The sequence below is a fragment of the Methylocystis sp. JR02 genome (genome assembly GCF_030063565.1).
Classification (GTDB): Bacteria; Pseudomonadota; Alphaproteobacteria; order Rhizobiales; family Beijerinckiaceae; genus Methylocystis; species Methylocystis iwaonis.
Genome location: NZ_JASIRC010000001.1, coordinates 2,688,505 through 2,710,424 on the forward strand (window position 1 = coordinate 2,688,505; position 21,920 = coordinate 2,710,424).

Below are 21,920 nucleotides of genomic sequence, written 5' to 3' on the forward strand. Positions count from 1 at the left end.
CTATCTCTCATCCAATGGCCATCCGCTGGCGCCCCAGGGAGGCGCGGCTCTCCATGCTCGTATTTTATGACAGAGCGAATAATGTTTTCAAGAACCCATATAGAGAGACGCACAGGGGCTGGCGCCGCGCCCTGTTTTCGCCGATTTCCAGCCCTAGTCGGAACAGACATGAAACCCCTCAAAATCACTCTTCTTTCCGCTTTGGCCCTGGCCTGGGTCGCCGTGGCGCAAGCCCACCCGCATGTCTGGGTCGCCGTCCGCAGCGAGACGGTCTTCGGCCCCGAGGGGAAGATTCTCGGCGTGCGCCACGCCTGGGAATTCGACGAAATGTATTCGGCCTTCGCCGTCCAGGGGCTCGGCAAGGACGGCAAGCCGCCCACACGGGAGGAGCTTGCGCCGCTCGCCAAGACCAATGTCGAGTCGCTCGCCGAATTCGACTATTTCACTTATGCGAAGCAGAACGGCGCCAGGGCCGCCTTCAAGCCGCCGGAGGGCGTCTATCTGGAGGCGAACGACAAGAAGATCGTGACGCTGCATTTCTTCTTGCCGCTCGAGACGCCTGTCCCCGCGAAAAAACCCTTCTCTTTTCAGGTCTATGACCCGACCTATTTCGTCGCCTTCGCCTTTGAGAAGAAAGACCCCGTCAAGCTCGCGCAAGCGCCGAGCGGCTGTTCGATCAGCCTCGTCGAGCCTGCGCCGCTCGTCGCAACGGATAATCAGAAGCTGAGCGAAGCCTTTTTCCAGAACATGTCGCCCGGCGCCGATTTCGGCGTGAAGCTCGCGACCCGAGCCATCGTGGCCTGCCCGTGACGCCGCGGCGGTTGGGGTTTCTCGCGGTCGCCGCCCTGGCGCTGGCGATCTGCGCCATCGAGCCCGCGGCCGCCCAGCGCCATCCCTTCGCCATTGGCGCCGGCGAGACGGCCTGCGGCGCCGGGGGCTTCGCCGGCCTCATGCTCGCATGGCAAGGCAAGTTCAACGCCGAGCTGCAGTCGGCCGCGCGCCTGCTGAAAACCGACCCGGGCGCCTTTCTCGCCCTCGCCGCGGCAAGCTTCGCCTATGGTGTTTTTCACGCCGCCGGGCCCGGCCACGGCAAGGCCGTGCTGACCTCCTATATGGTCGCCAATGAAGTGCAACTGAAGCGTGGGCTGACGCTGGCCGCCCTCGCCGCTTTGCTGCAGGGGGTTGTGGCGATTGCCCTCGTCCTCGTCGCGGCGCTCGTCTTCCGCGCCACGGCGGGTCAGATGACGAACGCCGCGCGCGTGATCGAAATTACAAGCTATCTCGCCATCGCCGCGCTGGGCGCGAAGCTCCTATGGTCCAAAGGCTCCGGCCTTCTCTCCGCTCTGCGCCAACCGGCCTTGGCCGTCGCCTCAGCGAGCGGCTCTAGCCGATTTCTGTGCGAAGCGATCGACGATCCTAACCACACGCATGGTCCAAGCTGCGGCTGCGCGCCTGATCCAGCGACGCTCTCCGGCCCGGGCTTTCGCTGGGGAGACGCTCTCGCGACCGTGTTCGCGGCCGGATTGCGGCCTTGCTCCGGCGCCATTCTCATTCTGGTCTTTACGCTGTCGCAGGAGACGCTGGCGGCGGGCGCCGGCGCGGTTCTGGCGATGTCGGCGGGCACAGCCGTGACGACCGGCGCGCTCGCCGCCGTCGCCGTCTACGCCAAGGACCTGGCGCTGCGCGTCAGCGGCGGCGGCGCGCGGCGCATGGCGATCGTGGCGCGCACGGCCGAGCTTCTCGCCGCGCTTCTGGTATTTGGCCTCGGCCTCGCATTGCTCGCCGGCATGGGCGCTTCTTGCAGCGCATCGTAAATTTCGTGCGCCGCAGCACAATTCCCGCGGCTCGGCCGCCGTTAAACGGCTGACACACGCGCTATTTTCATTGCAGAAAACGATTCGGCGCCAGACCGTTCGAATTGCGACATGATTCCTATTTTCGAGGGTGGAAAATGACGAGCCCAGAGCAACAGCACGACCCCTATGCGACGCGGCCCTGGCTCGCCTCCTATCCGGCGGGCGTTCCGGCCACGATCGACCCAGGCCGTTCGACCCTCGTCGATCTCCTGCGCAAAAGCGCCGCCGCCTATGCCGATCGTCCGGCGATGGAAAGCTTCGGCGCGCGGCTCAGCTATCGCGAATTGACGCGCGCCGCCGAAGCCGTCGCGTCCTGGCTGCAAAGACAAGGGCTGGAGAAAGGCGATCGCGTCGCGATCATGTCGCCCAATGTTCTCGCCTATCCGGCGATCCTCTTCGGCGTTTTATTGGCGGGCGGCGTGGTCGTGAACGTCAATCCGCTCTATACGCCGAGCGAACTCGAATTCCAGATCAACGACGCCGGCGCGCGTTTCCTCTTCGTTTTCGAAAATTTCGCACATACCGCGCAAGCCGCCTGGCCGCGCATGAAAGTCGAACGGGCGATCATCGTCGCGCCCGGCGATCTCATGGGGCTGAAAGGCTTCCTCGTGAATTTCGTCTCGCGGCAGGTCAAGCGGGCGGTTCCCGCTTATGCAATTCCAGAGAGCCTGTCCTTCGCCGAGGTTTTGCGCGAAGGCGGCAAGCGTCCGTTCACGCCGGCCCAAATCGCGCCCGAGGACGTCGCCTTTCTGCAATATACGGGCGGCACCACCGGCGTGGCCAAGGGCGCGATTTTGCTCCACCGCAACGTCGCCGCCAATGTCGAGCAGACCTGGGCCTGGCTCGACTCCTATCTCGGGCCGACCGGCCCGCATGTGATGGTGACGGCGCTGCCGCTCTATCACATCTTCGCGCTCACGGCCTGCTGCATGCTGACGATGCGGGCGGGCGGCTGCTGCCTGCTCATCGCCAATCCGCGCGACCTCAAGGGGCTTATCGCGACGGTGCGCAACGCCCGCTTCACCGTCTTCTCGGGCGTGAACACCCTCTATGCAGCTCTCGCCGATCACCCGCGTATCAGGGATGTCGATTTCTCCAATCTCAAGATGAGCATCTCCGGCGGCATGTCGACGCAGCAGGTCGTCGCGCAAAAATGGAAGGCGATCTCGGGGAAGCCCATCGTCGAAGGCTACGGCCTCTCCGAGACGTCGCCGATCCTGACCGTCAACCGCGCAGACATTGCGGAGTTCACCGGCGCCATCGGCTACCCCCTTCCCTCGACCGAGATCACGCTGCGCGACGAGCATGGCGACGCGGCGCCCTTTGGCGAGCGCGGCGAACTCTGGGCGCGCGGCCCGCAGGTGACGCCGGGCTATTGGCGCCGCCCCGACGAGACCGCCAAGGCAATGACCTCCGACGGCTTCTTCAAGACCGGCGACGTCGCCGTCATGCAGCCGGACGGCATGTTCAAGATTGTCGATCGCCTGAAGGACATTATTCTCGTCTCGGGATTCAACGTCTATCCCAATGAGGTGGAGGCGGCGCTCGCCGAACACCCGAAAGTGAAGGAGGTGGCCGTCATCGGCGTGCCCTTCGCCCATTCCGGCGAAGCGCCCATGGCCTTCGTCACGGCGCGCGATCCGAGCCTTACAGCGGACGAGTTGCGCCGCTTCGCCCATGAGCGGCTCACCGGCTACAAGGTGCCGCGCTTCTACGAGTTTCGTGATTCCTTGCCGAAAACCAATGTGGGGAAGATTTTGCGCCGCGCGCTGCGCGACGAATATTTCGCGCGGCCTAAGGCGCCTGCCAATGAGGAGCAGGCGTAGGCCCCCTCCCCAGCCCTCCCCCGCCATAGGGCGTCTGAAAGACGCCCGTCTTTCGACGGGCTATTGCGGGAGAGGGAACGCTCACGATCCGCATTCTCGATGAAGGCCACAATCTGCCCCCTCTCCCGCGAAGCGGGGGAGGGTTGGGGAGGGTTGGGGAGGGGGTCAGCCTCCAAATTGCCGCGCCGCCGCGTCGATCCCCGCATAAACGAGATCCAGCTCCTCGCCCGTCACGCAATAAGGCGGCAGCACATAGATCGTCGGCCCAAGCGGGCGCAGCAGCAATCCGCGCGCGTTGAAGAAGCGCATGAGATCGAGGCTGATGGTGGCGAGATAGCCGCTCTGCGCGACTTTCATATCGAGCGCCACGATCGTGCCGAGCTGACGCACGGACGAGAAGCGTGAGTCTTGCGCAAAGCGCGCCGCGCGTTCGGCCTGCATGGCGCAGAGATTTGCGACTCGCGCGCGCGCGTCGGTCTTTTCCCACACTTCCAGATTGGCCAAGGCGGCGGCGCAGCCGATCGGATTGGCGGTGTAGGAGCTGGAATGGAAAAAGGCGCGGGCGCGGTCCGGCGCATAATGCGCGTCGTAAATCTCGCGCTTGCACATGGTGACGGCGAGCGGCGCGGCGCCGCCGGTGAGGCCTTTCGAATAGCAGGCGATGTCGGGCACGATACCCGCCTGCTCGCAGGCGAAGAGCGTTCCCGTGCGGCCGAAGCCCGTCATCACTTCATCGGCGATGAAAAGCGTCCCATATGTTTCGCAAATGCGCTTCATCTCGCGCAGGACTTGCGCGCTGTAGATCAACATGCCGCCGGCGCCGAGGATCAACGGCTCCACGATAAAAGCCGCCGCGCCCTCGCGGCAAAACTTCTCCAGCGCATCGAGCGTTTCCTGCTCGGCGCCCGCATGCGGAAAGGGCGCGCGCGCGACGTCGAAGAGCAAGGGCTCGTAAGGCGCGTTGAAGACCGAGCGCGCGCCGGCCGACATGGTCCCGACCGTATCGCCGTGATAGGCATGCTCCAGCGCGATCACGCGCGCGCGCGTCTCGCCGCGATGGCGCCAATAGCCGAGCGCCATTTTGATTGCGACCTCGACCGACGTCGAGCCGCTGTCTGAATAGAAGACGTAATCGAGCCCTGGCTGCGTGATGTCGACGAGACGGCGCGCCAACGCTTCCGCGGGCTCGTGGGTGAAGCCCGCGAAGATGATCTGATCGAGCGTCTCCGTCTGCTTGCGGATCGCCGCCATGATTTCCGGGCGGCGATGTCCGTGGGTGATGACCCACCATGACGAGATGGCGTCGAGAAAGCGCGTCCCGTCTTCCGCCGTCAGCCATGCGCCTTCGGCATGCGCAATCTTATAGGCGCCCGGTTGCAAGGCGTGTTGCGTGAACGGGCGCCACACAGGCGAATCGGTGACAATGCTCATCTATTCGAAGTCCGTTCGCGAGAAGGCGGCGTCGAAAGCCGCGCCCAGCGTTTCTTTCGACAAGACGGGGAGGCGCGGCAGGCGCCCGAGCGCCTCCGCCTTGCCGATACGCAAGATCGTATCTTGCGCCGCCCGCTCTTCCTCGCCTACGAAGGCGACGCCATGAATGGCGATATCGCGATGGCGCAAGGCTTCGATCGTCAGGAGCGAATGATTGATCGTACCGAGCCGCGTGCGCGCCACCAAAATGACAGGCAGGCGCCAAAGCGTCATAACATCGATCGTCAGGATATTATCCGTAAGCGGAACCATCACGCCGCCTGCCGTCTCGATGACGAGAGGCCCCGCGACATCTGGCGGCGCGAGGTTTGCGGCGTCGATTTCCACGCCCTCCGCGCGCGCGGCGATATGCGGCGAGGCGGGAAGCCGTAAGCGCCAGGCTTCGGGAAGAATGCGCTCTTGCGGCGCGCCGGAGAGCCGCGCCACAGTCTGCGAATCCGTCTCCTCGTCGAGACCCGCCTGCACGGGCTTCCAATAAGAGGCGCCGAGCGCCTGCACGAGCCCGGCCGAGAAGACCGTCTTGCCGACGCCCGTATCCGTCCCCACGATCACAAAGCGGCGCGTCACGCCTTTGCCTTCGCGAGTTCTTCGGCAAGATCCGAGATCATTTGCGTTGTCTGCGCTGCGCTGACGTTGAGCGTCAGCGACAGCCGCAGACGCGCCGTCCCCTCCGGCACGGTTGGCGGGCGGATGGCGCGAATATCATAGCCACGCATGCGCATCCGCGCCGCGAGCGACATCGCCAAAGCGTCCGCCCCGACGATGACTGGCTGCACCTGCGAGCCGGACGGCGCGACGCCGCACAGACGCTGCAACTCGCGGCCAGCAAGCGCAACGCGGTCGCGCAACGCGGCGCGGCGATCCTCCGCGCTTTCGACGATCTTCAAGGCGGCGCGCACGCAAGCAGCGACAAGCGGCGAGGGCGCGGTCGAGAAGATGAAATTGCGGCAGCGGTTGACGAGAAAATCACGCAGCGGCGCCGCAAGACAGACGAGCGCGCCCGAGGCGCCAAGCGCCTTGCCGCAGGTATGAACGGAAATCACATTCTCCCGCCCCTCGAGACCCGCGGCGAGGCCGCGGCCGCCAGGGCCATAGACGCCGCTCGCATGGGCTTCGTCGATCAGCAGAAAGGCGTCATGGCGGTCGGCCAAGGCCATCAGCTCGTGGAGCGGCGCGATGTCACCGTCCATGCTGTAGAGGCTTTCGACGGCGATCCAGGGACGCCCCTTGCCGCCTTTCGCGCGCCAGCCAACAATCGCGTAGCCGAGCGCGCCGACGTCATTATGCGCGAAAGCGGCGCAGGGCGCGCGGGAGAGCCGCATGCCGTCATGCGCGCTCGCATGAATGAGCGCGTCGTAGAAGATCATATCCTCACGCTGCGGCAGCGTCGACAGCAGCGCCTCATTGGCCGAGAAGCCCGCGCCGAAGAACAGCGCGCTTTCGGCGTGGAAGAAGCGCGCAGCCTGCGCCTCCAGCGCCTCGTGCTCCGGATGATTGCCGCGCAGCAGCCGCGAACCGCCGGCGCCGACGGGAACGCCGCGCGCGACCGCAGCCGCCGCGGCGGCCGAGAGCTCGCGCGATTCGGCAAGGCCCAGATAGTCGTTGGAGGCGAAATCGAGCCCGGCGCGCGGCGCGAGCGTCCGCAGCCGGTCGCGCGCGGCAAGGCCGGCAAGGTCCGCCTTGTAAGGCTCGAGCGTCTGGGCCACGTTTGGCTCCCTGATTTCGAGGGGGTTGGTAAAGACTGGCGCGAATGGGGTCAATGGACCGCGAGCCCTGGGACCGCGAGCCTTCAGGCTCGCTTCAAGAATGCGGGCCTGAAGGCCCGCGGTCCAGGGGCCCGGCTTGGGCGCGGGGTTGAAAATTCGGGCGGGTCTCGCGATGTTAGGAGCGCTCGGAGTTCGACCATGCCCTCTCCCGACGCCCCGCCCGCCCGCGCGCCCTGGCCGCCGATCCTGATTGCGCTGACGATTCTCGCCGGTTTGGCGCTCGACCGCGCGAGCGGCGGCGCCTTGGCGGGGCTTGTCGCCTTCCCCGGCGCCCCGCTCCTCGGCGGCGTCATTATCGCGCTTGCGCTCGCCAACGACATCTGGTGCGCCCAAGCCTTTGCGCGTCACAAGACGACGATCCTCCCGCACCGCGCCGCCGCGCATCTCGTGACGGACGGTCCGTTCCGCTGGTCGCGCAACCCGATCTACATTTCGCATATCGCGGTCGTTCTGGGCGTCGGGCTTCTCATCGGCTCGCCCTTCACCGTGCTTTTGACGCCGCTTCTCGGCTTCGGGCTCCAAAAGCTCGCCATCGAGCCGGAGGAGCGGCATCTCGCTGCAAAATTTGGAAACGATTACCGGGCCTATATGGCGCGCACGCGTCGCTGGCTTTGAAGGAGGAATAGTTGAGCGCCGAGACCACGCGGTTCGACTTCAACGTGCGCGGCATGACTTGCGCCTCCTGCGTCTCGCATGTCGAGAAGGCGCTCGCCGCCACGCCCGGCGTCGCCTCGGCGAGCGTCAATCTTGCCACCGAACGCGCCGATGTCGCGCTGGCGCCGGGCGCCGACCCCGCCGTGATCGCCAAATCGGTGGCGGACGCCGGCTATGAGCCGGTCATCGAGACGATCGAGCTCGGCGTCGGCGGCATGACCTGCGCCTCCTGCGTCGCCCATGTCGAAAAAGCGCTGGAAAGCGTTCCGGGCGTCTTGGAGGCCCGCGTCAATCTCGCGACGGAGCGCGCGAGCGTGCGCGCCCTCTCCGGCCCCGGCCTCGCCGAACGCCTGCGTCGCGCCATTACGGAGGCCGGCTATGAGCCGCGCCGCATCGAGACCGACGCCGGCGCGACCGACCGCGAACGCGCGCGCCGCGAGGCGGAAATGAAGACGCTGCGCTTCAATCTCATCCTCTCCGCCGCGCTGAGCGCGCCGCTGTTCATCATCGAGATGGGCGGCCACCTTATTCCCGCTTTTCATCATTGGACGATGATGACGATCGGCGAGGAGTTGGTGCGCCAATTCTCCTTCCTTCTCGCGACGCTCGTTCTCTTCGGGCCGGGCGCTGTCTTCTTCGTCAAAGGCGTGCCGGCGCTGCTGCGCGGAGCGCCGGACATGAACGCGCTCGTCGCGGTCGGCACGCTCAGCGCCTATCTCTATTCCTTCGTCGCGACCTTCCTGCCGCAGCTTCTGCCGGCCGGCGCGGTCTATGTCTATTACGAGGCCGCGACCGTCATCGTGACGCTGATCCTTTTCGGCCGGTTTCTCGAAGCGCGCGCCAAGGGCCGCACCTCGGAAGCCATTCGCGCGCTTGCAAAATTGCAGCCCAAGACCGCGCGCGTCGATCGCAACGGCGACACGGCCGATGTCGACATCGACGACGTGCGCGTCGGCGATATCGTGCTGGTGCGGCCGGGCGAGCGTATCCCCACCGACGGCTTGGTGACGGCGGGTTCATCCTATGTCGACGAATCCATGGTGACGGGCGAGCCCGCGCCGGTCGCGAAAACCATCGGCGCCACTGTCACGGGCGCGACGGTGAACGGCTCCGGCGCCTTCTCCTTCCGCGCGACGCGCGTCGGCGCCGATACGGTCCTCGCCGGCATCATCCGCATGGTGGAGCAGGCGCAAGGCGCGAAGCTTCCCATTCAGGCGATGGTCGACCGCGTCACCGCCGTCTTCGTGCCGGCGATTTTCGCGATTGCGGCGATCACCTTTGTGGTTTGGATGGCGATCGGCCCGGAGCCGCGGCTCACTTATGCGCTCGTCAGCGCCGTCGCCGTGCTCATCATCGCCTGCCCCTGCGCCATGGGGCTCGCGACGCCGGCCGCCATCATGACCGGCACCGGGCGCGCGGCGGAATTGGGCGTGCTGTTTCGAAAAGGCGAGGCCCTGCAAACCTTGCAGGACGTGACGCTCATCGCCTTCGACAAGACGGGCACGCTGACCTTCGGCAAGCCGCGCCTTACCGATCTGATCCCGGCGCCCGGCGAAGACGAAGCGGCGCTGCTGCGGCTTGCGGCCAGCCTTGAGGCGCAATCGGAGCATCCCGTCGGCGCGGCGATCGTCGCCGCCGCGAAGGATCGTGGGCTAGCTGTACCAGCGGCCGAGCAGTTCGAGTCCGTTTCCGGCATGGGCGTCGCCGGCCTTGTCGACAAGCGGAAGGTCGTCATTGGCGCCGCGCGCTATATGGCCTCGCTGGGCCTCGATACGACGGCCTTCGAGAAGGACGCCGCCGCGCTCTCCGACGAGGGCAAGACGCCTTTCTATCTCGCGGTGGATGGCAAGACGCGGGCGATCCTCTGCGTCGCCGACGATTTGAAGCCCACCACCAAGCCCGCGATCGACGCGCTGCACGCCATAGGCGTCAAAACCACCATGATCACCGGCGACGAGGCGCGCACCGCCAACGCCATTGCGCGGCGGCTCGGCATCGACGAAGTGATCGCCGGCGTGATGCCCGACGGCAAGGTCGCCGCGCTGGAACGGCTGCGCGAGAGCGAAAAAATCGCCTTTGTGGGCGATGGCGTGAACGACGCCCCGGCGCTCGCCGCAGCGGACGCCGGCATCGCCATCGGCACGGGCACGGACATCGCCATCGAAGCCGCCGACGTCGTGCTGATGTCGGGCGATCTCGCCAAAGTGCCGGCGGCGCTGGCGGTCTCGCGCGCGACGATGCGCAACATCAAGCAGAATCTCTTCTGGGCCTTCGGCTATAATGCGCTGCTCGTTCCCGTCGCGGCCGGCGCGCTTTATCCGGTGAATGGCGTGCAGCTCTCACCCATGCTCGGCGCCGGCGCCATGGCGCTTTCCAGCGTCTTCGTGCTGACCAATGCGCTGCGCCTGCGCAGGTTCCAGCCGCCGGTCATCGCAGAGGCGCCTCCCCGTCATCGCGAGGAGCGCAGCGACGAAGCGACCCAGGAGCCTCATGAAGGCTCTGGATTGCTTCGCTCCGCTCGCAACGACGAGGCTGCGGCTGCGCCCGTAAAACAGGATAACAAGGAGGAAAAAATGACCACTTTCAATGTGCAAGACATGACCTGCAACATGTGCGTCAAGCATGTCACCAAAGCGGTGCAGGCGGTCGAGCCCGGCGCGGATGTGAAGGTCGATCTCGCCAGCGGCAAGGTCGACGTCTCGCCGGCGCCGAAGGACCCGGCGGCGCTGGCGAAAGCGATCACGGACGCCGGCTATCCCGCGCAAGTCGCTGCCTGACGGCTAAAGCCGATCGGCGTCTAAAATTTACCCAGCGCCTGCATGCCGCGTTCGATATTTCGAACAAAAGCGGATATTATGCCGGCCGACTCAAAACAGGGAGCCGGCCGGGGCGGCGTGAACGCAATGGGCGTCGAAGGGAAAGAAAAACACAAGATTCTCGAAGCGGGCGCGCTGGCGCTCTCGGGTCAGCTCGGCGCCACCGTTCAGCGGCTACGCAAGGCCTATAATCTCTCGCTCTCGGAGCTATCCCAGCAGTCGGGCGTCGCCAAGTCGATCATCAGCCAGATCGAGCGAAACGAGACGAACCCGACTCTGGCCACGATCTGGCGCCTCGCCCAGGCGCTCGACGTCTCGATCGAGCGCGTGCTTCAGACGACGGAAGACGAGCCCTTCCTCGAAAAGACCAGCAAAGCCGATACGCCGATCCTCGTCTCCGACGACGGCAAATGCCGATTGGCGATCATCGGCTGGATCAAGACGGTCGAATGGCTGCAATCCTACGAGCTCTCCGCCGATCCGGGCGGGGCGCTCGAATCGGACGCCCATCAGCGCGGCTCGGTCGAAAGCCTCTCGGTGCGCGAAGGCGAGCTGGAGGTGGAGGTCGCCGGCGTCAAGGAGACGGTGAAGGCCGGCGAGACGCTGCGCTATCGCTGCGACCGTCCGCACATCATCCGCAACATCGGCAAGGCGCAGGCGCAGGCGACCATGGTGTGCATTCTGAAAGCAGCGGTGATGGAGTAATATGGAAGTGCTTGATTGATCTGCTCACGAAGCGAGTGATCGGGAATCCAGAGCAAGGTTAGCGCTCGCTGCGCGATCTGGCGCGCGAGCCCGTGCTGAAGTGGCGCTCAACGTCTCCGTCATTGCGAGGAACGTAGCGACGAAGCAATCCAGAACAGCTATTGCGGCCCTGGATTGCTTCGCTACGCTCGCAATGACGGGGGTCCCGACGCTCGCTTGAGCGAGCGATCGGGAATCCAGACCAACACCAGCGCTTTTTGGGCTCTGGATTCCCGGTCGGGCTTTCGGCCGGCCGTGAATGACAAATCCCCATCGAGCTGTTCAAATGGAAATGGGATAACGCCCGCGGCCCCGCCTCAGTCCTTCTTCAAAATGGCGACGATCCGCCGATTGGTGGGGTCGACGACGCCGATCCTTTGTCGCGAGACGATGAATCGATAGCCGCGCAATCCCGCCTCGCGCGCGACCAGCCGGCGCGGGAAAATGGCGAGACGGACGCCACGCGGAACGATAGCCCCAGCGGCGATGGCGAAAGACGCGTCTTTGACGCGCGCCGAACGCCAATCGCCGACAGACGAAAAAATCTCCTGCTCCCGCTCCGGAGAAATCCCAAGGGATTGCCGGGCGTCGCCTGACGCCTCCTGATTGTTGCTATCGCTCGCAACGATGGCAGGCTTTTCCCTTGGTATTTCCCGAAAATCGGCGGGCGGAGGGAGCGGCGCCTCCGCTCTCTGGCGATCGAGCGCGGCCATTTGAGCCGGCGGCGAAACGGGGGAATGCCGACTGAGCTTGGGCGACACGAAGCTCGCCAGATAGGCCGCCAAGGCAAGTGCGGAAAGCTGGGCGGCGACAACGCCGAATTGCAGCGCCGGCCCGTGACGGTCCTTTCCTAACGGCTCGGGCGCCGAAACTTCTTCGACGAGCGCCTGACGCGTCTGCGCCGCGCGCTTCGCGGTCTTCTGGGTCTCCGCCGCCGCGGCGGCGAAAGCGATCAGCGAATCCCGCGACGCCTGCTTTCCGGCATCCGCAACGCGACCATCGAAGGTCAGATTGTCATTTATAGACCGCACACAGATTCGCCGGCGCATGAGATCGCGGATCGCGTCGGTTATTTCAGCGTAGCTTTCGCCGAGGCAGCCGACTCCGCTGACGACGAGCGTGTCTCCCGCTTTGAGCTTGTCGTAGACAGGCCGGGGCTCCGTGGGCGTCGCGTCCGCCTCCTGCTCGGTGAAAGCCTGGTCGATCGCAAGGCCCACGGCTTCGGCGCGACGCCATTGCGTCGCAAGCGATTGTCGCGATTGAGACGCAGGCGCGTCGTAAAGATAGGTGGTCACATCCGGTCCATGCGCGTCGGGAAGCAAGACACATATTGTGCGCATGGAGCGTTTGGCAGCTCCGTATTAACTCCCGCAGATCGCCTGAACTCGCAGACGCCCCCTACGGACCGAAAAAATACTCCTGAAACCCCGATATTTCTGGGCCGGCGCGCTTGCGCGGGCGGCCACCCACGGGCCGCCTGCGCACGCATCCCGTTAGGACGAAAGCCCGCCTATATGCTTCTGGCTGTAGAGCTGCACGCCGAGCTGCCGGATCAGCTCCTGCTGGGTCTCGAGGAAGTCGATATGTCCTTCCTCGCTCTTGATGATGCTCTCGAAAAGCTCCATCGACACGCGGTCGTCCACGGAGTCGCAATAAACGGCGGCCTCTATGTACAGCTTGCGAGCGTCCGACTCGGTGGCGAGATCGGCGGCGATGATCTCCTCGACAGTCTGGCCGATGCGCAGCGGGTCGAGCACCTGCATATTCGGGAAGCCTTCGAGGAAAAGGATACGCTTGGTGAAATGATCGGCGTGATACATCTCCTCGATCGATTCCTTACGCCATTTCTCGGCCAGCTCCTTGAAACCCCAATTGTCGAAAATGCGATAATGCAGCCAATATTGGTTGACCGCCGTCAGCTCGGCGCGAAGCCCGCGATTGAGATATTCGATAACCTTCGCGTCGCCGCGCATGCGCAATCCCTTTCCATGTTTCTTAAACTCACGCCGCCAAACCGTCGGCGCGGCAGCTATCACAATCGCTCGTTCCGCGACATTCGTCCAGTCTCGCCGTGGCGTGCTGATCGACAAGCGCGACGATGCTGCGCACGCAGCGTCCGCATTTCGCCTCACAGCCCATGCTGCGGAATACCGCCCCCACGGAGGGACGATCGGCGCGCGCGCTGAGAGATTCGCGCACGTCGCGGTCGGAGAGGACGTTGCAGGAGCAAACGATCATGGCTTCGCCCAGTTTGGAAAGATTGCAAACTACGTTTTACATCAGTAGCTTACAAAGCTTCCCTCGTTTTGCAACCCGTCAGTGTCGGTTTCCCGACATGGCTCTGGCGGTCACGGGCAAAATCGCAATCGACGTGCCGCCGATATGAAATTTGGAACTCTTCCACGCTAAGCAAAGATGGCGCAAAAAAAAGCCGCGACGAAACCGTCGCGGCCTGTCTGCGCGTTTCTTTCGAAAGAAGCATGTCCGGCTCAGTAGCCCGGCCCCCAGGGACGCGGATGCGGGCCGTAGACCGGGGGGCGCGGGCGCGGCCCATAGCCATAGACTGGAGGACGCGGACGCGGTCCATAGCCGTAGACAACCGGGGGGCGCGGGCGCCAGCCATAACCATAACCCGGTCCGCCAGGGCGGCAGCCATATGGCCCACACCAAACCTTTTCGGCCTTTGGCCCGCCGCCGACGGCGACGCCAGGGTCCAGGGCCGGCATGGCCTGAGCCGACGAAAGGCCGAAGGCCAGCCCGCCGGCGACGGCCAGTCCAGCGAGCGTTTTGACGGTAACCAATTTCATGAGGCATTCTCCTGGAGCCAAAAGGGCGCCTCGCCCAGCTAAGGTGGGGGAGAGTGGCGCGGCGGTCTTGAACTAAGCATTAAGCGGCCGTTCAGCAAGGATTCAGAAAGGCGCTCCATGCGGCGATTCATCGGCGCGATCGACCAGGGCACGACCAGCACGCGCTTCACGGTCATCGACGCGGCAGGCGAAATTCTCGCCTTCGACCAGCGTGAACATGCGCAAATTTATCCGCGCCCGGGCTGGGTGGAGCATGATGCGGCCGAGATTCGCGCCAACGCCTGTCTCGCAATCGAAGGGGCGCTGGAAAAGGCCGGGCTCTCGCCAAAGGACCTCGCCGCCGTCGGCGTCACAAATCAGCGCGAGACCTGTCTGTTGTGGGACCGCGCGACGGGCGCGCCGCTCCATAACGCGCTGGTCTGGATGGATACGCGCACGCAGCCGCTCGTCGATAAATATCTGGCGCAAGGCGTCGGCGAGCTGGTGCGGATGAAAACCGGTCTGCCGCTCGCGACCTATTTCTCGGCGCTGAAGCTCGTCTGGCTCCTGGAACATGTTCCCGGCGCGCGCGCAAAGGCCGAGCGCGGCGAAGCCCTTTTCGGCACGATGGATAGTTGGCTCATGTGGAGCCTGACCGGCCGCCACATCACCGACGCCACAAACGCCGCCCGAACGCAGCTCGTGAACCTCTCGGCGCTGCAATGGGACGAGGAGCTGCTCGCGCTCTTCGGCGTCCCGCGCGCCTGCCTGCCGCAGATATGCTCATCGAGCGAGGTTTATGGCGATTGCGCAGGGCCGCTCGCGGGCGCGCCGCTCGCGGGCGCGCTCGGCGATCAGCACGCGGCGCTTCTGGGGCAGGCCTGTATCGAAGCCGGCGACGCCAAGAACACCTATGGCACAGGCTGCTTCCTGCTGATGAACACGGGCGAGACCCCGCATGTTTCGACCGCCGGCCTGCTGACAACGCTCGCCTATCAGCTCGGCGACGCCAAGCCCGTCTATGCGCTCGAAGGCTCCATCGCCATCGCAGGGGCGCTGGTGCAATGGCTGCGCGACAATCTCGGCCTCATCGAGAAGAGTCACGAGATCGAGGCGCTGGCGAAAACCGTTCCCGACAATGGCGACGTCTATTTCGTGCCGGCCTTCTCCGGCCTCTACGCCCCGCGCTGGCGCGGCGACGCTCGCGGGATCATCGCCGGCCTCACCCGCTTTTCCAACAAGGGCCATATCGCCCGCGCCGCGCTGGAGGCCGCCGCCTATCAGACGCGCGAGGTTCTCGCCGCAATGACGGCCGACTCCGGCGTCGCTATCGGCGCGCTGAAAGTCGATGGCGGGATGGCGGCGAATGATCTGCTGATGCAGTTTCAGGCCGATATTCTCGACGCGCCGGTGGTGCGGCCACGCCATTTGGAGACGACCTCGCTCGGCGCGGCCTATGCGGCCGGCCTCGCCGTCGGCGTGTTCAAGAGCCTGGGGGATATCGCCGCCCATTGGCGCGCCTCACAGCGTTTCGAGCCCGCGATGGCGGCGGAAGAACGGGCGCGGCTCGTCGCCTCATGGGAGAAGGCGGTGGAGCGCTCGCTGGGGTGGGCTGGATAATGGAGCGGGACGCCGTGCGCGCCCGTCATTGCGAGCGAAGCGAAGCAATCCAGGGCAGCGATGCGGCCCTGGATTGCTTCGTCGGCTCCGCCTCCTCGCAATGACGGCGATTCCCTGTGTGTCCAGACGGCGCGAGCGTCGGGAATGGCGCCGAACCAATCGAGCGGATCTTGCATCAGTCGAAATCCACGGTCAGCCCATGCTTGGCGAGTTCCTTTTCCACCGCGTCGAGAATCCTCTGCAAATCGTCGATGGGAATTTCCTTGTCCTGATCGGGGGCGTCCCAAGTGTCGATCTCATCGAGACGCACGACGAAATCCGTCTCCTCGCCGGACTCGGCGTCGGGCGCCTCCGCGTGAATCGTCAGCGTGCGCCCGTCCTGATGGACGCGGATCGCGCCCTCCGTCATCTCGACCTTGATCTTCGCCCGCGCCATCAGCCGCGCCCCTAAAAAAACGGCGCATTCTTGTCGCAACAGTCTGTTTGCGGAATGCGCTCTAATCGTCGAAAAGCCCAGCCGCTGCGGCGGCCTTGCGCATGAGCGTGGGCAAGCCTTCCTTATCTAGATTGCGCCGCGCCGCCCAGCGGCAATCGGCGCCGAACCGAGGCGCCGCCTCGGTTCGCGCCACGAAAACTGTAGCCCTGAGCGCGAAATGTGTGAAGACATGGGCGACGGGCTCGGCGAGCGCGCGCCAATCGGCGCGGCATGGCGCGAAGTCGAGCCATTCGTCCGGGCCGACGTCCCGGCTGAAGGGCGTTGCGGGAAAGGCGCTCATGCCGCCGAAAAGCCCTTTGGGCGGGCGGCGCGCCAGCAGCGTCTCCTCTCCCCGCCTGAGAATGAAAATGGCGCCGCGCCGCTTCGGCTTTTCCGCCTTCTTCTCCTTGACGGGGTAATCCTCCTGCGCGCCCGCGCGACAAGCGGCGCAATTTTGCGCCCAGGGGCAGAGCCCGCACAGCGGCCCGCGCGGCGTGCAGACCGTGGCGCCGAGATCCATCAGCGCCTGGGCGAAATCTCCGGCGCGGGCGGCAGGGAGAAGCGCCTGCGTCTTTTCCCGGATAAGCGGCTTCGCCTGACGCACCGGGGTCTCGATCGCGTAAAGCCGCGTCATCACCCGCTCGACATTGCCGTCGATTGCGGCGCAGGGGGCGTCGAAGGCGATGGCGGCAATGGCCGCCGCCGTATAGGGCCCGACCCCGGGCAGGTCTAACAGCGCCGCCTCGCGCGCCGGAAACCGGCCGCCATGGTCGCGCGCCACTTTCCCCGCGCAGGCGTGAAGATTACGGGCGCGGGCGTAATAGCCGAGCCCCGCCCAGGCCGCGAGCACATCCTCCAGCGGCGCCTCGGCGAGCGCTTCGACCGTCGGCCAACGGGTGAGGAATTTCTCGAAATAGCCCCTGACCGTCGCGACGGTCGTCTGCTGGAGCATAATCTCTGATAGCCAGACCGCGTAAGGGTCCGCCCGCCGTCCAGGCGGCGCGCGCCAGGGCAGATCGCGACGATGGGCGTCGTACCAAATGAGGAGCGTTTCGGCCGGCGCCGCGCCCTCGGGCCGCTTTCGCCGTTTGGCTTGAGGCTTTATCATCTAGGCAGAGCCATTGGCGCCGCCGCTGCGGCAAAGCAAGGGAGAAGGCCGCATGAGCGCCGCGCCGCGCAAGAAAGGCGTCTTCGCCCGCCCGCTCGCCGAATATGTGCTCAAGCAGGTCGACCCGCTCGTGGCCAAAAAGGGCTTCGGCGAGGCGTCGCTGCTGATGCAATGGCGCGAGATCGTCGGCGCGCGCATCGCCGACATCTGCGCGCCCGAGCGCCTGCAATGGCCGGCCCGGGGCCGCAAGCCCTCGCCCGACAAGGCGCAGGAGCCGGCGACGCTCATTCTGCGCGTCGAGCCGGGTTTCAGCCTCGAGATCCAGCATATGGCGCCGGCCATCATCGACCGGATCAACGCCCATCTCGGCTGGCGCTGCGTCTCCAGGGTGGCGCTCCGGCAGCAGGCGCTGGCGCAGCGGGCGGCGCAAACCCGCCCCAAAATGGCGCCCGCGGACCCCGCCGCACGAGCGCGGGCGGCCGAGGCGACGGAGGGCGTGGCCGAAGAATCGCTGCGCGCGGCGCTGGTGAGGCTGGGAGAAAGGGCGCTCACGCCGCGCCGTAGCCGCTAACCGCCTGGCCTCACGGCCAATTACGCGACGTGATTGCAGGAGCGCTTGCAATCCCCGCCGCGAGCGAATAGGTTCGCGCCGCTTCGGGCCGCCATAGCTCAGTTGGTTAGAGCACCAGATTGTGGATCTGGGGGTCCCCCGTTCGAGCCGGGGTGGCGGTACCATGCTTCCAAACGCTTTTCGGCGTGCGCCCTGTATGGCCCAACGACGCGCGCGTCATCACGCCAGGCGTCGTCGTTCCGATCGCGCGCATGCAGCGCGGCGATCTGCGGCAGGGCGGCTCTTTCATCCTCTGAAGGCCGCGCCATCCAGACAGACGCCCTCCCAAGTCATACGAGAGCCGCTCGATTGGTTCGGCGCCATCCCCGACGCTCGCGCCGGACACACAGGGACTCACCGCCGTCATTGCGAGGAGGCGGAGCCGACGAAGCAACCCAGCGCCGCATCGCCGCCCTGGATTGCTTCGCTTCGCTCGCAATGACGGGCTCTGGGCAAAACCAGCGCTCTTGAGGGGGCTTTCAGTCCGCCGGGAATGACACGCGCCGATGCGAGCTGTTTAAACGGAAATGGTATCGTCCCGCGAGCAGCGGAAACCTCGAAGCCTATTTCGCGCTCATATCGAAATGTCGATTGAGGCCGGCGTGGACGACATTGCCGTCGAACTTGGTCTGGCTGAGCACGCCATAACCATAGAACCCGCTTGGGTGGAATACCGGGGCCATGGCTGTCGCCGTTCCGAGGTCGTAATGGAGATATTCCGCCTTCGCGCTCCAATTCGGCGAGAGCGCCCATTCGAGCCCGCCCCCGGCCGTCCACCCAACGCGCGTCTCCTGATTCAGCGGATTGCCTTGGGTTATTGTAAAGCCGCCCACCCGGTAGGTAAAAAGCGCCGCATTGGAGGTGACGCCGCCATAAGCGAGGCCGCCTGTTCCATAGAGCAGCACGGAAGGCGTCGCGAGATAGCCGAGGCGGCCGCGGGCGGTGCCGAGAAAATTCAAGGTCGCCGAGCGCACGCCGTAATTGACGAAAGTGTTGCCTATCGACCAGGCTTTTGTCGCTTGGTCCTTCCTGTCGGTATTTCCGCTGACGCCATGTAGATCCGTTTCGAGACCGGCGACGACATTGGTTTTGAATTTCCGGTTCCACCCAATTTGCCCGCCGCCGAGAAATCCCGAGAGTTCGAAATTGGTTGGGAGCATATTCGATGTCGCCGCGACAGGCAGGCTCGGCTGCGCTCTGCTGATCGGGCCAACAGAAACCATTGATCTCGGGCTCGACCAGGCCCCGCCGCCATTGAGCCCCACATAGAAATCGCGCCACGTCGGCGTAGCCGGGCTCGGTGGCTCAGCGCGGAAAATCGCGGCGACATCCTGGGCGGGATTGCTCGTGATCGGCTGACCGTCGCCGAAAGCGTTCGCCGTCGCTTCGAGATAGAAAAAGTCGGTCGGCTGCGCGGTCAGACCGTTTGTCGTGGTGGTTTGCCCGCGAAAGGATTGCGGAAAATAGGTCTGCGCAACAACGGGCGGCCCGAAGCTCGACGGAAAAGAGCCCGGCCAGAAGCGGGCGTAGCTCGCGGTCAGATTGATGTATTGCGACAGCTTGTAGCGCACGCGAACGTCCACTTCGGAACCCAGGTAGCCGCCTCTATTGCCGAGCGGCGCATAGAGATTGGCGCGGTCCCATGCGGCGGCCGTGCTCGCGAGCCAGAAACCGCCGAAAGCCGTGTCGATTTGAAGATTCTTTGTCGGCGTGAACTCCAGGCGGATTTTCGGCGCTTTGACGTTGTTCCAGGCGAAATAGTCGTTCCGCGAGAAGGGCTGATTGAAGCCGTAGAGAATGTCGAGCGTCTGATTGGCGTTGTCGTAGGGACTCTTGTCGCCGGAGCCATAGGCGTAATTGACGCTTATTCGTGGCTTCCAGGGATGATCGACATAGGTGTAGCCCGCCTCGAAGGCATAGGCGATGGCGTCGAGGCGCACGCTCTTCAGCAAGGACGTGCCGCCAAACGGCTGATACTCGCCGATCTGCCCGAACTGTTTGGTGACGTCGACATCATAATCGAAATTGCCGAGAACGCCGTAGAGGCGCAGTCCCGGCGAATATGTCTCGCGGCTCACTCTACTCGCCGCCGACGCGCTCGACGGGTCGCCATATTGTTTACGCCCGATGAAATAGGGTTGGATCGTCGCGAACTCTGACCATCGGCGCACGCTCAGGACGCTGCCATAGACCCAGTTCTGCCAATCGGGGCGGTCGAATTCGTAAGGTAAGCGGACCACCGGCCGCATCGCGAAATTATCGAGGTCCCAGTCGTTGTCGCGTTTGCCGATCTTGATGCGAAGCCCATCGAATGTGTTTGTGGTGTTACGGAATTCGTTTTCGGCGATCAAACGCCGATCGACGACCTCGAGATGGAAGCGGCCGGCGCGCACGATCAGCGGCCGGTCATTTCCACGGTCGTCCTTGCCGAGAGCGTCCTTGAAATAGAGTTCGCCATAGCCCGAGATAAGGTCCGCTTCGTTGATCTCCTGACCCTGCAGCTCATAGATACTGTTGAATGCGCGCGAGTCCTGGAATTCCACGACGAAGCGGAAGGGATCGAGGATTTCCTTGACGCCGATATAGGCGCGCGTGCGCAGCAGCCACAGAGAGTTCGGAAAATATCGTCGCTTCGACGATGCCGGATTCGTCGTTGTGTCGGTCCAGGGCCGATAATCGTTTTTGCGGTATTCGAATCTCGTGCGCGAATCGAGACCGACGTCCAGCCAATCGATGCCTTCGAATTGCTTATATGTCTTGCCGAGATTTCGCACATAGGGCGGGATGTCGGGCTGCGGCTCCAACCGATAACCGCGCGTGGGCATGTAGTAGCTTTTTTTCTCCTCGACCGGCGCCGCGCCGGCCTTTGAGGCAGGCGGGGCCGTTTTTAGCACGGCTTGGGGAGCGCGTTTCGTGGCGCCCTTCGCAGGGTCGTTACTTTGAGATTTTGATGGCGCGGCTTCATCTCCCGCAGGCGCAGCCGACGCTCCCCAGGAGGCAGACGCCAATACGACACCCAATGCAACCGACTTCATCCACAGGCAGGAATTACGCGACGCCATGACGACAGGCCTTTTTCAGATTCGAGGTAATGAGCTGCAATTAAAGTTTCGAAAGGAGTGGTGGATTCCAATTGAAATGGTAATTTACGCCAGCTCGAATAATATTACCGCTGTAATGCGTGTGTGTTTTAGCCGTAAGGTACGCGTATGGATACATCGTATCATTGTCAAATGGATTTCCAATTAAATAACGTGGATCATAACCACCACTTGTCGCAATAAGTGAGGATCCAATTGAGCCAATATCGTAATGGAGATACTCCATTTTCGCAGACAAATTCGGCCAGAACATCCACTCACCCCCGGCGCCGGCGGTCCAGCCGAAACGCGTCGAGCTGGCGGCGCCCGTCCCGACGCCGCCAATCACGCCTTGGGCGGGTTGGAAGATCGACATGCTCGAGGACGCGCCGCCATAAGCCGCGCCTCCGGTCGCATAAAGGAGGAAGTCGGGGATCAAGAGATAGCCCAGGCGGGCGCGAACGGTTCCGAGATAGTCGAGCCGTGAGGTGGGATGGAGCTGCGTGGTCGCGTTCGAAACAAACGCGCTGCCCGTGGCGCCGAGAACGCCCTGGAAGTCCGCTTCGACGCCAGCGAGTATGTGAGGCGCGATCAACGCGTCGTAGCCAAGCTGTCCGCCGCCGATAAATCCCCCGCTTCTCGCGCCTGCAATGGACCCGGTGGCGTCGAAGGCGAAGCGGTCGGCCCGCGCTATGGCGCCTTGCGGCGTAACGAGAGGTGGCGGAGGCAAGGGGAGGGACGAAATCTGGATATTGGGATTGTCGGCCCAAGCATAGCCGCCGTTGAGACCGACATGAAATCCTGCCCAGCTCGGCGTCGGAGGAGGAGGCGGAAGAATTTGCGGGCGTTTGCGAATGAGATCGGCGGCGAGCGCCGGTCCTTGGTTCAAAGCAAGGGCGCAAAGCAAAGCGGTAAGTTTTTTCATATGTTCCCCCCACACGAGAACTCGGGACTGGAAAGGTAAGAGGCCCTCGAGCGACCGTGGTCGCCCATCTCCCTCGATGGCGCGATTGGAGCGAAAAGATCGAAAGCCACTGCGTGATGAGGCGGCCGCCGCCAGAAGCCTACCGGCGACGACCGCCAATGCG

General features: G+C 64.4%; 20 protein-coding genes and 1 tRNA gene. 10 read left to right on the top strand and 11 right to left on the bottom strand.

From position 1 onward, the window contains the following. Positions 1-168 precede the first annotated feature (168 nt). From QNA11_RS12855 to QNA11_RS12865, 3 genes are all read left to right on the top strand, one after another. A complete protein-coding gene (locus QNA11_RS12855; RefSeq protein ID WP_283483331.1) occupies positions 169-810 on the top strand; it encodes a DUF1007 family protein in 642 nt (213 codons plus the stop codon). After that, positions 807-1,814: a nickel/cobalt transporter gene (locus QNA11_RS12860; protein ID WP_283483332.1), complete on the top strand. Its 1,008-nt coding sequence runs from the start codon at positions 807-809 to the stop codon at positions 1,812-1,814. Before QNA11_RS12855 ends, QNA11_RS12860 begins: the two co-directional genes overlap by 4 nt. 137 nt (positions 1,815-1,951) lie before the next feature. Then, complete coding sequence (locus QNA11_RS12865; protein ID WP_283483333.1) at positions 1,952-3,682, top strand: AMP-binding protein; 1,731 nt, start codon at positions 1,952-1,954, stop codon at positions 3,680-3,682. A 165-nt stretch (positions 3,683-3,847) separates the two neighbouring features. Here QNA11_RS12865 and QNA11_RS12870 read toward each other — a convergent pair whose 3' ends face one another. Genes QNA11_RS12870 through QNA11_RS12880 form a run of 3 tightly spaced genes read right to left on the bottom strand, consistent with a single transcriptional unit; the run spans position 3,848 to position 6,879 of the window. Continuing rightward, positions 3,848-5,113, bottom strand: coding sequence for an adenosylmethionine--8-amino-7-oxononanoate transaminase (locus tag QNA11_RS12870; protein WP_283483334.1), 1,266 nt, complete (start codon positions 5,111-5,113; stop codon positions 3,848-3,850). Beyond that, positions 5,114-5,740, bottom strand: a complete 627-nt coding sequence (bioD, locus tag QNA11_RS12875; protein WP_283483335.1) for a dethiobiotin synthase — start codon at positions 5,738-5,740, stop codon at positions 5,114-5,116. Then, positions 5,737-6,879 carry an 8-amino-7-oxononanoate synthase gene (locus QNA11_RS12880; protein WP_283483336.1) on the bottom strand — a complete coding sequence of 381 codons (1,143 nt, stop codon included), beginning with the start codon at positions 6,877-6,879 and terminating at the stop codon, positions 5,737-5,739. The genes bioD and QNA11_RS12880 overlap by 4 nt, the downstream gene beginning before the upstream one ends. A 198-nt stretch (positions 6,880-7,077) precedes the next feature. Between QNA11_RS12880 and QNA11_RS12885 the strand changes: the two genes are divergently transcribed. The 3 genes from QNA11_RS12885 to QNA11_RS12895 all read left to right on the top strand — a co-directional run bounded on the left by QNA11_RS12885 (position 7,078) and on the right by QNA11_RS12895 (position 11,114). Then, positions 7,078-7,554 carry a methyltransferase family protein gene (locus QNA11_RS12885; protein WP_283483337.1) on the top strand — a complete coding sequence of 159 codons (477 nt, stop codon included), beginning with the start codon at positions 7,078-7,080 and terminating at the stop codon, positions 7,552-7,554. Positions 7,555-7,607: 53 nt separating this feature from the next. Beyond that, on the top strand, positions 7,608-10,370 hold the full coding sequence (locus QNA11_RS12890) for a heavy metal translocating P-type ATPase (RefSeq protein ID WP_502867566.1): 2,763 nt from the start codon (positions 7,608-7,610) through the stop codon (positions 10,368-10,370). 126 nt (positions 10,371-10,496) lie between these two features. Then, positions 10,497-11,114 (top strand): helix-turn-helix domain-containing protein, encoded by a 618-nt coding sequence (locus QNA11_RS12895; RefSeq protein ID WP_202071482.1) that lies wholly within the window; start codon positions 10,497-10,499, stop codon positions 11,112-11,114. A gap of 356 nt (positions 11,115-11,470) precedes the next feature. Here the strand turns inward: QNA11_RS12895 and QNA11_RS12900 are convergent, their stop codons facing one another. From QNA11_RS12900 to QNA11_RS12915, 4 genes are all read right to left on the bottom strand, one after another. Continuing rightward, positions 11,471-12,493 (bottom strand): DUF1236 domain-containing protein, encoded by a 1,023-nt coding sequence (locus QNA11_RS12900; protein ID WP_283483339.1) that lies wholly within the window; start codon positions 12,491-12,493, stop codon positions 11,471-11,473. A gap of 153 nt (positions 12,494-12,646) precedes the next feature. Next, on the bottom strand, positions 12,647-13,126 hold the full coding sequence (gene bfr, locus QNA11_RS12905) for a bacterioferritin (protein WP_283483340.1): 480 nt from the start codon (positions 13,124-13,126) through the stop codon (positions 12,647-12,649). Between the two features lie 28 nt (positions 13,127-13,154). Next, complete coding sequence (locus QNA11_RS12910) at positions 13,155-13,391, bottom strand: (2Fe-2S)-binding protein (protein ID WP_202070691.1); 237 nt, start codon at positions 13,389-13,391, stop codon at positions 13,155-13,157. A 251-nt stretch (positions 13,392-13,642) separates the two neighbouring features. Next, complete coding sequence (locus QNA11_RS12915; RefSeq protein ID WP_283483341.1) at positions 13,643-13,960, bottom strand: hypothetical protein; 318 nt, start codon at positions 13,958-13,960, stop codon at positions 13,643-13,645. 117 nt (positions 13,961-14,077) lie between these two features. Between QNA11_RS12915 and glpK the strand changes: the two genes are divergently transcribed. Next, positions 14,078-15,559 (top strand): glycerol kinase GlpK, encoded by a 1,482-nt coding sequence (glpK, locus tag QNA11_RS12920; RefSeq protein WP_283483342.1) that lies wholly within the window; start codon positions 14,078-14,080, stop codon positions 15,557-15,559. Positions 15,560-15,734: 175 nt separating this feature from the next. Here glpK and QNA11_RS12925 read toward each other — a convergent pair whose 3' ends face one another. Both QNA11_RS12925 and mutY read right to left on the bottom strand, forming a co-directional pair. Next, complete coding sequence (locus QNA11_RS12925) at positions 15,735-15,995, bottom strand: Imm74 family immunity protein (RefSeq protein WP_165052061.1); 261 nt, start codon at positions 15,993-15,995, stop codon at positions 15,735-15,737. 61 nt (positions 15,996-16,056) lie between these two features. After that, positions 16,057-17,142: an A/G-specific adenine glycosylase gene (gene mutY / locus QNA11_RS12930; protein ID WP_283483343.1), complete on the bottom strand. Its 1,086-nt coding sequence runs from the start codon at positions 17,140-17,142 to the stop codon at positions 16,057-16,059. A 52-nt stretch (positions 17,143-17,194) separates the two neighbouring features. On the opposite strand from mutY, the gene QNA11_RS12935 reads away from it, so the two are divergent. From QNA11_RS12935 to QNA11_RS12945, 3 genes are all read left to right on the top strand, one after another. Further along, a complete protein-coding gene (locus tag QNA11_RS12935; RefSeq protein WP_283483344.1) occupies positions 17,195-17,713 on the top strand; it encodes a DUF721 domain-containing protein in 519 nt (172 codons plus the stop codon). Between the two features lie 87 nt (positions 17,714-17,800). Beyond that, positions 17,801-17,877: transfer RNA gene (locus QNA11_RS12940), tRNA-His, on the top strand. Beyond that, complete coding sequence (locus tag QNA11_RS12945) at positions 17,866-18,009, top strand: hypothetical protein (RefSeq protein ID WP_283483345.1); 144 nt, start codon at positions 17,866-17,868, stop codon at positions 18,007-18,009. Before QNA11_RS12940 ends, QNA11_RS12945 begins: the two co-directional genes overlap by 12 nt. A gap of 306 nt (positions 18,010-18,315) precedes the next feature. On the opposite strand, the gene QNA11_RS12950 is transcribed toward QNA11_RS12945, so the two are convergent. Continuing rightward, positions 18,316-20,646 carry an alginate export family protein gene (locus tag QNA11_RS12950; RefSeq protein ID WP_283483346.1) on the bottom strand — a complete coding sequence of 777 codons (2,331 nt, stop codon included), beginning with the start codon at positions 20,644-20,646 and terminating at the stop codon, positions 18,316-18,318. A 208-nt stretch (positions 20,647-20,854) separates the two neighbouring features. Next, on the bottom strand, positions 20,855-21,916 hold the full coding sequence (locus QNA11_RS12955; RefSeq protein WP_283483347.1) for an outer membrane protein: 1,062 nt from the start codon (positions 21,914-21,916) through the stop codon (positions 20,855-20,857). Between the last annotated feature and the right edge of the window lie 4 nt (positions 21,917-21,920).

Excerpts from the sequence above, each read along its gene's own strand:
- QNA11_RS12855 (WP_283483331.1), top strand. The coding sequence starts at position 169 with ATGAAACCCCTCAAAATCACTCTTCTTTCCGCTTTGGCCCTGGCCTGG.
- QNA11_RS12865 (WP_283483333.1), top strand. The coding sequence starts at position 1,952 with ATGACGAGCCCAGAGCAACAGCACGACCCCTATGCGACGCGGCCCTGG.
- QNA11_RS12870 (WP_283483334.1), bottom strand. The coding sequence starts at position 5,113 with ATGAGCATTGTCACCGATTCGCCTGTGTGGCGCCCGTTCACGCAACAC.
- QNA11_RS12885 (WP_283483337.1), top strand. The coding sequence starts at position 7,078 with ATGCCCTCTCCCGACGCCCCGCCCGCCCGCGCGCCCTGGCCGCCGATC.
- QNA11_RS12890 (WP_502867566.1), top strand. The coding sequence starts at position 7,608 with ATGACTTGCGCCTCCTGCGTCTCGCATGTCGAGAAGGCGCTCGCCGCC.
- QNA11_RS12895 (WP_202071482.1), top strand. The coding sequence starts at position 10,497 with ATGGGCGTCGAAGGGAAAGAAAAACACAAGATTCTCGAAGCGGGCGCG.
- QNA11_RS12900 (WP_283483339.1), bottom strand. The coding sequence starts at position 12,493 with ATGCGCACAATATGTGTCTTGCTTCCCGACGCGCATGGACCGGATGTG.
- bfr (WP_283483340.1), bottom strand. The coding sequence starts at position 13,126 with ATGCGCGGCGACGCGAAGGTTATCGAATATCTCAATCGCGGGCTTCGC.
- QNA11_RS12910 (WP_202070691.1), bottom strand. The coding sequence starts at position 13,391 with ATGATCGTTTGCTCCTGCAACGTCCTCTCCGACCGCGACGTGCGCGAA.
- QNA11_RS12915 (WP_283483341.1), bottom strand. The coding sequence starts at position 13,960 with ATGAAATTGGTTACCGTCAAAACGCTCGCTGGACTGGCCGTCGCCGGC.
- glpK (WP_283483342.1), top strand. The coding sequence starts at position 14,078 with ATGCGGCGATTCATCGGCGCGATCGACCAGGGCACGACCAGCACGCGC.
- QNA11_RS12925 (WP_165052061.1), bottom strand. The coding sequence starts at position 15,995 with ATGGCGCGGGCGAAGATCAAGGTCGAGATGACGGAGGGCGCGATCCGC.
- mutY (WP_283483343.1), bottom strand. The coding sequence starts at position 17,142 with ATGATAAAGCCTCAAGCCAAACGGCGAAAGCGGCCCGAGGGCGCGGCG.
- QNA11_RS12935 (WP_283483344.1), top strand. The coding sequence starts at position 17,195 with ATGAGCGCCGCGCCGCGCAAGAAAGGCGTCTTCGCCCGCCCGCTCGCC.